This window comes from Yoonia tamlensis (genome assembly GCF_900115105.1).
GTDB lineage: Bacteria > Pseudomonadota > Alphaproteobacteria > Rhodobacterales > Rhodobacteraceae > Yoonia > Yoonia tamlensis.
Genome location: NZ_FOYP01000001.1, coordinates 2,146,194 through 2,157,271, shown reverse-complemented (window position 1 = coordinate 2,157,271; position 11,078 = coordinate 2,146,194). Strand labels below are relative to the sequence as shown.

Here is an 11,078-nt window from a genome sequence, read left to right as displayed (position 1 = left end):
TGGGCAATTTACCAATTGGAAACCCATGCCCAGAGGCCAGCCCATTACCTACGCCGCCCAAATTGCCACAGCCGACGCCGTGCCCACGGGCCCGCGCGCACAAGGCGTGTTGGCCCTAAGCGCCAAGCGGCGCGGGGCGCAGTCGGTGATTGCCGATTTGCGGCAGGAAGGATCGCTTAAGGCGCTGTTCCCGCGGGTGCGTGGTGATGCGCTGGATGCGGTGTTTCTGAATACCGCCGGCGGGCTGACCGGTGGCGATAATATGCGTATAGATGTAACGGCCCAAGCGGGCGCGCATGTGACCTTGTCGTCGCAGGCTGCTGAACGCGGCTACCGCGCGCACCCCGGGCAGGTCGCGCAGGCGCAGGTCAATTTGACTGTCGGTGCCGGGGGCCGGATTGACTGGATCCCGCAGGAAACCATCCTGTTTGAAAGCGCGGCAATCGACCGCCAGATGCATGTCCGGCTGGCAGATGATGCAACCGCCTTGATTGTTGAACCCGTGATCTTTGGTCGCCCCGCGATGGGCGAAGATGTCCGCAATCTGCATTTCACCGATCAATGGCGCGTCTGGCGCGACGACAGGTTGGTTTTTGCGGATGCTGTGCGGTTGATTGGCGATGCCAAACGCCAGCTAGAGCGCCCCGCAATTGCCGGCGGCGCGGGCGCGATGGCGACCGTTTTGCTGGCGGGGCCTGCGGCGCAGGCTTGCGTTGGAAAGCTGCATTTACCTGAAACCTGTGGCGCAAGCCTGATTGCCGATGATTTGCTGTTGGTGCGGTTTCTCGCTGCTGACGGTTTTGCACTGCGCCGCATGCTCATCCCTGTTGTCGAGGCGCTCTCAACCGCGCCGATCCCCCGTGTCTGGAGACTATGACCCATGCAATTGACCCCCCGAGAAAAAGACAAGCTTTTGATCGCCATGGCCGCCGAGGTTGCGCGCAAACGCCGTGCGCGCGGTGTTAAGCTGAACTATCCCGAAGCCATTGCGCTGATCACGGATGCCGTGGTTGAGGGTGCGCGCGACGGCCGGTCCGTCGCGGATATGATGCAGGCGGGTGCGCAGGTGATCACCCGCGATGATGTCATGGATGGCATTGCCGAGATGATCCAAGAAGTGCAGGTCGAAGCCACTTTTCCGGACGGTACAAAACTGGTGACAGTGCATGACCCGATCCGTTGATTTTTCGAGTATTTATAGCAAGATGATGAGGGGGATTGCGCCATGAAACCCGGTGAATTGATCGTCGCTGACGGCGATATTGTGTTGAATGCGGGGGCCACGGCTGTGGTGATGGAAGTTGCCAATACCGGTGATCGCCCCGTGCAGGTCGGGTCGCATTTCCATTTTGCGGAGACGAATCCTGCGCTTGCGTTTGACCGCAAGGCGGCGCATGGGCTGCGGCTTGATATTGCGGCGGGCACGGCGGTGCGATTTGAGCCGGGACAGCGGCGAGAAGTGTCTTTGATTCCGTTGTCGGGCGCGCGCCGCGTGTTTGGATTTAATGCCAAAGTGATGGGGGATCTTTAAGATGCCAGCAGTAATTTCACGCCGCGATTATGCGGCGATGTTTGGCCCCACAGTGGGCGATAAGGTCCGGCTTGCGGATACGGATCTGATGATCGAGGTCGAGCGTGACCTGACCGTTGAAGTTGCGGGCGGCTATGGTGAAGAGGTCAAGTTCGGCGGCGGCAAGGTGATCCGCGACGGGATGGGTCAATCGCAGGCCACCCGTGCGCAAGGGGCGGTTGATACTGTCATCACCAACGCGCTGATTGTTGACTGGTCGGGCATTATCAAGGCGGATGTGGGCCTGAAAGACGGGCGTATTGTCAAGATTGGCAAGGCGGGAAACCCTGACACCCAACCTGGTGTGAATATTATTGTGGGGCCTGGCACCGAGGCGATTGCGGGAGAAGGCCGCATTCTGACGGCTGGCGGCATTGACAGCCATATCCATTTTATTTGTCCGCAGCAGATTGAGGATGCGTTGCATTCCGGCCTGACCACTATGATCGGTGGCGGTACCGGCCCTGCGCATGGCACGCTGGCCACAACCTGTACGCCAGGCCCTTGGCACATTGGCCGGATGATGCAGGCGGCGGATGCGTTTCCGATGAACCTTGCCTTTGCAGGCAAGGGGAACGCGTCGCTTACTGCGGCGCTCGAAGAACAGGTTCTGGGCGGCGCGTCCTGCCTGAAGCTGCACGAGGACTGGGGCACAACCCCTGCGGCGATTGATAATTGCCTGTCTGTCGCGGATGCAATGGACGTGCAGGTGATGATCCACACCGATACGCTGAACGAATCCGGTTTTGTGGAAAACACGGTCGGCGCCATGAAGGGCCGCACCATCCACGCCTTTCATACCGAAGGAGCGGGCGGCGGCCATGCGCCAGACATCATCAAGATTTGTGGCGAGGCGCATGTTTTGCCGTCTTCGACCAATCCGACACGGCCGTTTACGGTGAACACGGTGGACGAGCATCTGGATATGCTGATGGTCTGTCATCACCTTGATAAATCCATCCCCGAAGATGTGGCCTTTGCCGAAAGCCGCATCCGCCGTGAAACGATTGCCGCCGAAGATATCTTGCATGATATGGGCGCGTTTTCGATTATTGCCTCTGACAGTCAGGCGATGGGCCGCGTTGGCGAAGTGCTGATTCGCACGTGGCAAACCGCTGATAAAATGAAAAAACAGCGCGGCAGCCTGCCCGAAGAGACCGGCGATAACGACAATATGCGCGTGCGCCGCTATATCGCGAAATACACAATCAATCCGGCCATTGCGCATGGGATTTCGGCGCATGTCGGGTCGATCGCAGAAGGCAAACGCGCCGATCTGGTGCTGTGGAACCCCGCGTTCTTTGGCGTAAAACCCGAAATGATCTTGATGGGTGGCACAATTGTGGCCGCGCAAATGGGTGATCCGAATGCGTCCATTCCGACGCCGCAACCTGTCTATTCGCGCCCGATGTTTGGCGCTTATGGGCGGTCTGTTGAAAATTCGGCAGTGACATTTGTCAGTGCTGCGGCCCAAGATGATGGCTTGCGCGACAAGTTGGGACTGGCCAAGCAGACGCTGCCTGTCAGCAACACCCGCAATATCGGCAAGAAAGATCTGAAGCTGAACGATGCGATGCCCCATATGGAAGTGAACCCCGAAACCTATGAGGTGCGCGCCGACGGTGTATTGCTGACGTGTGAGCCCGCAAAAGAATTGCCAATGGCGCAGCGGTATTTCTTGTTCTGATTGGTGTTGTCTGGCGCATTTGCAAAAAAAATGCGCTAGGCTGGGGCAAAACCAAGGGAGAAAACGATGTTAAGATCAATCATGTGTCTTGTTGCCTGCGCAGGGCCTGCTTTTGCAAATTGCCCTGTTGCGGCTGATCTGACGAACGGAATCACCTTGCAGATGGGGCCGGATGTGTCCGAAACCTATACACGTTTGCCAACGGGCGAGGTCGAGTTGCTCAGCACCTATTCGGACGGCTATGTGTCGCGCGCGCTTCTGGGGCAGGGGGTCTATCTGCTTGAGTTTGCAGACCTGGAAGGTGGCCAGATTGTCCCCGAAACCCAAGCGATCTATGCATTGAACATCCCTACCGACGCATTGCCGATCCCGACACCGGATGCCGTGTTTCGGGGCCGAATGGTGGTGACCGATAGTATCGGTTCTTATGACGACAAAATCGTCGCGCGCTGGGGTGCGCTGGAACAGATGGATATCGGCGGTTGCACCTATGATGTGATCGCAGGGCAGCTGGATTCTGCGGGTGATGGTATCCCTTACCAAGAAGGTATCCACTATCTGCCGGCTTTGGGGTTCGGCTATCTGGCCAGCTATCTTAGCGGTGATATGGACACGCCTGATACCTATGCGGTTACGGGTATTTCAAAGGTCGGAAAGTAAATGACAGCCAAGGCCCATCACACCCATGCCCATGCGCATGGCCCTGTCGCAGGGACGGTCAGCCTGACCTATGACGCGCGGCTTTTGCGGCGCAAGCGATTGGTGACAGACGCGGGTGATCCGTTTCTGGTCGATCTGGCACAGACGACTTCGGTCGATGCGGGGCATGTGTTTGTGCTTGATGACGGGCGCGAAATTGCGGTTGCCGCCGCGGATGAGCCATTGATGCGGATCAGGGGTGATCTGGTGCGGCTTGCGTGGCATATCGGCAACCGTCATGCGCCCTGCGCGATCATGGCAGATGCACTGGTCGTGCAGCGTGAAAAGGTGATGCGCGCGATGCTGGAACAGCTGGGCGCGACGGTCTCCGATTTTGACGGGCCATTCACCCCCGAAGGCGGGGCTTACGGCCACGGGCGCACGATGGGCCACGACCACGGCCATTCCCATGCACATTGACCACTTGCTGACATTGACGCAATGGCTTTCGCCTGCCTATCCGGTGGGGGCCTTTGCATGGTCGCACGGGTTGGAACGGGCCGTGCAGCGCGGTGATGTCAGCGATAGCCAAAGCCTGCAAAATTGGCTGTCAGATGTGCTGACGCACGGCGCGGGGCGTTCGGATGCGATCCTTTTGTGCGTGGCGCATGGGGCGCAGGATGTGTCCGAGGTTGCAGATCTTGCTGCGGTGCTTGCCCCGTCTGCTGAACGCCGGATGGAAACCATGCAGCAAGGGGCTGCTTTTGCTGCGACGACCCGCGCGGTCTGGGGGCTGGATCTGCCTGATATGGCCTATCCGGTGGCGGTCGGGCGCGCGGCGGGGCTGATGGGGCTGCCTGCGACACAGGTTGCGCAGGTCTGGTTGCAATGCTTTGCCAGCAATCTGGTGCAGGCCGCGCAACGGCTGATGCCACTGGGCCAAACTGAAGGGCAGCGCATTCTTGCGGCCCTTGCGCCGATGTGCCGCGACATTGGCGCGCGCGCGGCCCTGTCTGATCTGGCTGATATCGGATCATCCGGCTTTGCTATTGATATTGCCTCGATGCAGCATGAAACCCAATCCCCCCGAATTTTCCGGTCATAAGAAGGAACAGTAAGATGTCACCGCATGGACCATTGCGCGTTGGAATTGGCGGGCCTGTAGGCGCCGGAAAAACCACGCTGACCGCAGCGCTTGCCAAGGCGCTGAAGGATCAGCTCAGCCTCGGGGTCATTACCAATGACATTTACACCCAAGAAGACGCCGAAGCCCTGATGCGGATGCAAATCCTGCCCGCTGATCGGGTGATGGGTGTCGAAACGGGCGGCTGTCCGCATACGGCGATCCGCGAGGATGCGTCGATTAACCTTGCCGCTATTGCCGAAATGCGCAGCCGCCACGATGATCTTGAACTGGTGCTGATCGAAAGTGGTGGCGATAATCTGTCAGCGACCTTCAGCCCCGAACTGGCCGATGTGACGATCTATGTGATCGACGTGGCCGCAGGTGAAGAAATCCCGCGCAAGGGTGGCCCTGCGATCACGCGGTCGGATATTCTGGTGATCAACAAAACCGATCTGGCCCCCCATGTTGGCGCCTCGCTTGATGTGATGGCGCGCGACGCGGCGCGCATGCGTGGCGGTCTGCCGGTTGTGTTTGCAAGTCTGCGGCATGGCAAGGGCGTGGATGAAGTGATTACTCTGTTGCGTGAAATCGGGGGATTGTAGCGGTCGTCCACAAGTCAAGCTTAAGCGCTGATCCGCGATCACCTGTCAACGCATGCACCGCGCCAATGCTGACCGAATAGCGGTCGTTGATGTGGAAAATCACCGCCGGATTTACCTTGGCATAGGTGTCATCATCATAGCCTTGTCCCGTTTGTAGCTGCGCCATCACGCTCCAACGATCGTTTAGGTGATGCCCCCATGTGAAATCCGCCTTGGGCCGCCAAAGCTGATCAATATCGCCATAGGTCGCGCTGGCATCTATGGCCATCCAGCCGCTGTCCAGCCCACGCCCCCAAGAGACGCCGCCGCGCAGCAAATGTTCAACGGGGTTCAGCGGGTCCATGCGCGCACCCAGCCCGATCTGCGCTGAAAAAACATCGGGTCCGACCGGTTCGCCCAATGGAAAACTGGCAAAGAATACAGCCGCCTGAATGCGCCCGAGGTCGGCTGTGTGATAGTCGACGCCAAACGTGACAGTCCCGTTCAGCCCGTATTCGCCGTAGAATGTCGGGTCGTAATTGACCGGCAGCTGCGCGCCTTCTGACAACAGAAAATTGCCTCCGAATGCCGTGAAGACCACGCCCTTTTCGCGCGGCCATGGTCCGGCCTGTGCAGCGCAAGCGCAAAGCGCGAAGAATACGGTCGGAACAATGTAACGCATGGGGCACCTTTTGATGGGGCGAGCTTGCGGTGGGATGGTTAATTTCTTGTTAAGACTTGCGCGCTCCGAAGGGTTTGTTAAGAAAATTACAAAACTCGCGCCTTGCGGGTGTTAAGATTGACAAATTGCGCCCACAACCAGCGAGATGTCTTGGATTCGCAGCCATTGTGATCATGATGTGCGGCGGAGGGGTCCGCGCGTAGCGCTTGGGCCAAAAGACACGTCACTCGGGGGGAGATACCATGACCGATCAAACATCAAAGATGTATCCGCCATCAGCGCAAATGGCCGCCAACGCACATGCGGACAAGGCGACATATGATGCGATGTATGCGCAATCAATTTCCGATCCCGAAGGTTTTTGGGCCGAACACGGTAAACGTGTAGACTGGATCAAACCTTTCACCAAAGTTAAGAATACGAGCTTTGAACCCGGCAATATTGACATCAAATGGTTCGAAGACGGCACGCTGAACGTCGCTGCAAACTGTATCGACCGCCATCTTGAAACCCGTGGCGACCAAACCGCTATCATCTGGGAACCCGACAGCCCCGATGATGAAGCACTGCATATTACATATCGTGAACTGCACGCGCGCACCTGCAAAATGGCAAACGTGCTGAAAGAAATGGGCGTCACCAAAGGCGACCGCGTTGTGCTGTATCTGCCAATGATCCCCGAGGCCGCCTATGCGATGCTGGCCTGTGCGCGGATCGGCGCGATCCATTCGATCGTCTTTGCGGGCTTCTCTGCCGAAGCTTTGGGCGCGCGGGTCAATGCCTGTGACGCCAAGGTCGTGATCACCTCTGACGGTGCGCCGCGCGGTGGCCGTGTGACCAACCTCAAGGACAGCGTGAACCAAGCGCTCTTGCATGATTTCGATCTGGTGAAATGTCTGGTAGTGAAACGCACCGGCCAGCAGATCGCGTGGCGCCCCGAGGGCGATTACTGGCTGCACGAAATGGAAGAAAAGGTCGGCGATGATTGCCCGCCTGCCGAAATCAATGCCGAAGACCCGCTGTTCATCCTGTACACTTCCGGCTCTACCGGTCAGCCCAAGGGGGTCGTGCATTCCACTGGCGGCTATCTTGTCTATGCCTCGATGACCCACCAATACACGTTCGATTACCATGACGGCGATGTGTTCTGGTGCACGGCGGATGTGGGCTGGGTCACGGGCCACAGCTATATCGTCTATGGGCCGCTGGCCAATGGCGCGACCACGGTGATGTTTGAAGGCGTGCCAACCTACCCAGACGCGGGCCGGTTCTGGCAGGTTTGCGAAAAGCACAAGGTGAACCAGTTCTACACTGCCCCCACCGCGATCCGCGCGTTGATGGGCCAAGGCACAGAATTTGTTGAAAAATACGACCTGTCCGATCTGAAGGTGCTGGGCACCGTGGGCGAGCCGATCAACCCCGAAGCATGGAACTGGTACAATGATGTTGTCGGCAAAGGTGTTGTGCCGATCGTTGACACATGGTGGCAGACTGAAACTGGCGGGCATTTGCTAACACCGCTGCCAGGTGCTACGGCGACCAAACCGGGATCTGCGACCGTGCCCTTCTTTGGCGTGCAGCCAGTGATCCTAGAGCCAACGTCCGGCGAAGAAATCACGGACACCGCCGCCGAAGGTGTGCTGTGCATTAAAGACAGCTGGCCTGCCCAGATGCGCACCGTTTGGGGCGATCATGAACGGTTCGAAAAGACCTATTTCGCGGATTACAAAGGCTACTATTTCACCGGTGACGGCTGTAAGCGCGACGAAGACGGCTATTACTGGATCACCGGCCGCGTTGATGATGTGATCAACGTCTCTGGCCACCGGATGGGTACTGCCGAGGTCGAAAGCGCGCTTGTCGCCCATGCCAAAGTCGCCGAAGCCGCCGTCGTTGGCTATCCGCATGCGATCAAGGGGCAGGGGATCTATGCCTATGTCACTTTGATGTCGGGCGAAGAACCGACGGACGCGCTGCGCAAGGAGTTGGAAGTCTGGGTGCGCGCCGAGATCGGCCCGATCGCCAAGCCTGACCTGATCCAATGGGCGCCAGGCCTGCCGAAAACGCGCTCTGGCAAGATCATGCGCCGCATCCTGCGCAAGATCGCCGAAAATGATTTCGGCGCGCTGGGCGATATATCCACACTGGCCGATCCGTCAGTGGTCGATGACCTGATCGAGAACCGGATGAACAAGGGCTAACCCACCCGTCCGATGCAATTGAAAGGCCGCGCAACACCCAGCGCGGCCTTTTTGGCGAATTATGTGTAAATGCTGGTGTTTTGGGTGATTTTTGTGATCGGCAGCGCGTCGGCAAAACGTCGGACTTGCGTCGGGCAAATTGGCCGGATTGCGCGGGTTAACGGGGCGGGCGTATGGGGGTGTTGTGAATGTCTGCTGTGGGGCCGAAGTGACGCATGCTGCTAAGTTATGTATGTCCGGCTAGTAACTGCGGGTGAATTCATCTTCGCAGTTTAGACACAAACCGGTCACGCGCTGGGACTGGTATTCCCTTAATAGCGCTTCTTGCAGGCTACTTGCTCTCAAGAACCGCACTAAAGCCTTGTGCCGCGCTGACATTGCTGCGAGCCTCAAATTGTTGACGCAAGGTCATTGATAGATCGGAAAAATGCAGCGACCAAGTTCCGGCTTGAAGACTTGTGGCGCTCTGACCGCCGTCACTAAAATGCTCGACACGTAATTAATGGTGTTTGAGTCCGGGTAACACGGTCGAAACCTGTGGTGTTCTTTGTTGGGCGCCGCATCTCGAAATGTTGTGCAGGAATTGGATAAAATGAATATGAAACAACGCAATGCCTGTCTTGGCCGTCTTGCACTCAGCTGCGCTACACTGCTTGCCCTGACATCACCCGCAGCGGCCTTTGATGCCGCAACGCGTATCGACCGGAGTTTGGCGCTGAATAGTGAATGCCGGTTGAACGCCTTCGTCCAAAATCTGAATGGTGGCTTGGCGTCTGTACGCGTTAGCCCTTCGGGTGGTGGTTCTGTAGAAACTCAAGCGGCGGGCGGGCTAAGCTATTTTAATGGAAATTTATCCACCACTTTTTCGGCGATAACTGCTGCAAATTTGGAAACGCATTGCAGCCTTGCGGACGTTGCCAACCTTTTTCAGCAAGGCGCTTCGTGGGAGTATGAAGAAGTCGACCTTATGCAGCTTTCATTTCAAGCGACAGAGACCACTGCCGGCGACCGCTACGCGTATCTTGCCGAAATCAGGGGGGAAACGGCAACGACCGTTACGGTTAACCGCACTCTTTTGAATGTAGCGCCGACGGTAACGCTTGGTGCGCTCAGCGGGCCAGACGTTAGTGGCAACTATACTTCGACCGCGACCTTATCTGAAGACAGCACTGATTTCACCGTTGGCAGTCTTACATTGACAAATGCCACGGCGATCGTTTCGGGCAGTGGTAGCAGCTATAATGTTGTACTGACCCCGATCGCGGATGGGACGGCCAGTGTTTCGGTCCAAAGAGGGGGCTTTACCGATAACGATGGGCTTGGGAATTGGGTCGCGTCAGATGAGGTTTCTGTCACCCATGATGGCACCGCACCCTCGGTCAGTATTTCTACATCTGTGACAAGCGTTGTTGCGGCAACTCAAGTGGCAGTAACTGTCACCTTTTCCGAAGACGTCACAGGATTTGGTGCCAGCGATTTGATCGTCGCGAACGGATCGGTGACCGCCGTCACGGGGAGCGGCGCCGATTATGTGGCAACGGTTGTCGCAACAGGTTCAGGCGACGTTGAAGTTTCCATTCCCGCAGGGGCCGCTGAAGATGCAGCGGGCAATCCCAGCACCGCGTCGGGCAGCCTGACAGTTTCCAGTTCAAACATAGAAGAAACCCAAGTAATCATCGCGCAGTTCATGCAGTCGCGTGCCAATCAGTTGATCTCAAACCAGCCGGGTCTGACAGGGTTTTTAGCAGGGGACACGACCAGCGGCCTGGACGTCTCTGCTACCCAAGCAGGCGGCAGCTTTAACTTTATGACGTCACCAAATGCCGACAACAGTCTTTGGTTCCGGCTAAACGGGTCTTGGTCCAATGAAGACACGCGCGAGACCCAATATGTCTTTGGGGTATTGGGCAGCCACTATACCGTTTCTCCCAATCTTTTGGTCGGTGGCATGGTCGAAATCGACTACTTTAGCCAAGACGATGGCTTGGCGACCGTTGAAGGTTCTGGTTGGTTGGCTGGCCCCTATTTTGTGGCCCGCACTGCTGCCCATCCTTTATTCTTTGAAGGGCGTTTGCTTTATGGTCAAACCTCTAACGAAGTTTCACCTTTTGGGACCTACACTGACGGCTTTGACACCGAACGCGTGTTGGCGCAGTTAAAGGTCGCGGGCGAGTTGCAGTATAATGCGACCACCGTGATCCCGTCACTGCAGCTTGCCTATACTTCTGACAATCAAGACGCATATATTGATAGTCTCGATAACCTTGTTCCTGAGCAAGGTATTGAAATCGGGCAAGCAGAAGTTGGCCTGGATTTCCGTCACGCTGTCAGTTTGCGCCATAATAGTGCGGCTTTGATGCTCACTGGCGGGGTCGCGGCCATCGGATCATCGACAAGCGGTTCAGGCAATGCTGACCTGGTTATTCCAACCTATGAAGGTGGCCGCGGGAAGGTAAAGCTGGGCGCAAACTACACCCTTGCAAATGGCGGCATGCTGGCTGTGGATGCCTTCTATGACGGTATCGGCACCAGTGGCTATGAAAGTTATGGCCTGCAAGTCGGTTTCAACTTGGCGTTTTGACATAGCGCATT

General features: G+C 57.2%; 11 protein-coding genes. 10 read left to right on the top strand and 1 reads right to left on the bottom strand.

The annotated features are described in order from the left end of the window. Window positions 1–25 precede the first annotated feature (25 nt). The 8 genes from BM320_RS11045 (at window position 26) to ureG (ending at window position 5,624) form a co-directional block, all read left to right on the top strand. Window positions 26–877, top strand: coding sequence for an urease accessory protein UreD (locus BM320_RS11045; RefSeq protein WP_242650999.1), 852 nt, complete (start codon window positions 26–28; stop codon window positions 875–877). Between the two features lie 3 nt (window positions 878–880). Continuing rightward, window positions 881–1,183, top strand: a complete 303-nt coding sequence (locus BM320_RS11040) for an urease subunit gamma (protein ID WP_090199903.1) — start codon at window positions 881–883, stop codon at window positions 1,181–1,183. 42 nt (window positions 1,184–1,225) lie between these two features. Continuing rightward, window positions 1,226–1,531, top strand: coding sequence for an urease subunit beta (locus BM320_RS11035; RefSeq protein WP_090199901.1), 306 nt, complete (start codon window positions 1,226–1,228; stop codon window positions 1,529–1,531). Between the two features lies 1 nt (window position 1,532). Next, window positions 1,533–3,257, top strand: a complete 1,725-nt coding sequence (gene ureC / locus BM320_RS11030) for an urease subunit alpha (RefSeq protein WP_090199899.1) — start codon at window positions 1,533–1,535, stop codon at window positions 3,255–3,257. A 66-nt stretch (window positions 3,258–3,323) separates the two neighbouring features. Then, window positions 3,324–3,917, top strand: coding sequence for a hypothetical protein (locus BM320_RS11025; RefSeq protein WP_131802387.1), 594 nt, complete (start codon window positions 3,324–3,326; stop codon window positions 3,915–3,917). Then, window positions 3,918–4,376, top strand: coding sequence for an urease accessory protein UreE (locus BM320_RS11020; protein WP_090199895.1), 459 nt, complete (start codon window positions 3,918–3,920; stop codon window positions 4,374–4,376). Then, a complete protein-coding gene (locus tag BM320_RS11015) occupies window positions 4,366–5,001 on the top strand; it encodes an urease accessory protein UreF (protein WP_090199893.1) in 636 nt (211 codons plus the stop codon). The genes BM320_RS11020 and BM320_RS11015 overlap by 11 nt, the downstream gene beginning before the upstream one ends. A gap of 14 nt (window positions 5,002–5,015) precedes the next feature. Beyond that, entirely contained in the window at window positions 5,016–5,624 is a 609-nt protein-coding gene (gene ureG / locus BM320_RS11010) for an urease accessory protein UreG (protein WP_090199891.1), read from the top strand. On the opposite strand, the gene BM320_RS11005 is transcribed toward ureG, so the two are convergent. Further along, window positions 5,593–6,285, bottom strand: a complete 693-nt coding sequence (locus tag BM320_RS11005; protein WP_090199889.1) for a hypothetical protein — start codon at window positions 6,283–6,285, stop codon at window positions 5,593–5,595. The two genes, ureG and BM320_RS11005, sit on opposite strands and share 32 nt — an antisense overlap. A 242-nt stretch (window positions 6,286–6,527) precedes the next feature. On the opposite strand from BM320_RS11005, the gene acs reads away from it, so the two are divergent. Together acs and BM320_RS10995 are read left to right on the top strand one after the other, a co-directional pair. Next, window positions 6,528–8,486, top strand: a complete 1,959-nt coding sequence (acs, locus tag BM320_RS11000; RefSeq protein ID WP_090199887.1) for an acetate--CoA ligase — start codon at window positions 6,528–6,530, stop codon at window positions 8,484–8,486. A gap of 592 nt (window positions 8,487–9,078) precedes the next feature. Further along, on the top strand, window positions 9,079–11,067 hold the full coding sequence (locus BM320_RS10995) for an Ig-like domain-containing protein (protein ID WP_090199885.1): 1,989 nt from the start codon (window positions 9,079–9,081) through the stop codon (window positions 11,065–11,067). Window positions 11,068–11,078 lie beyond the last annotated feature (11 nt).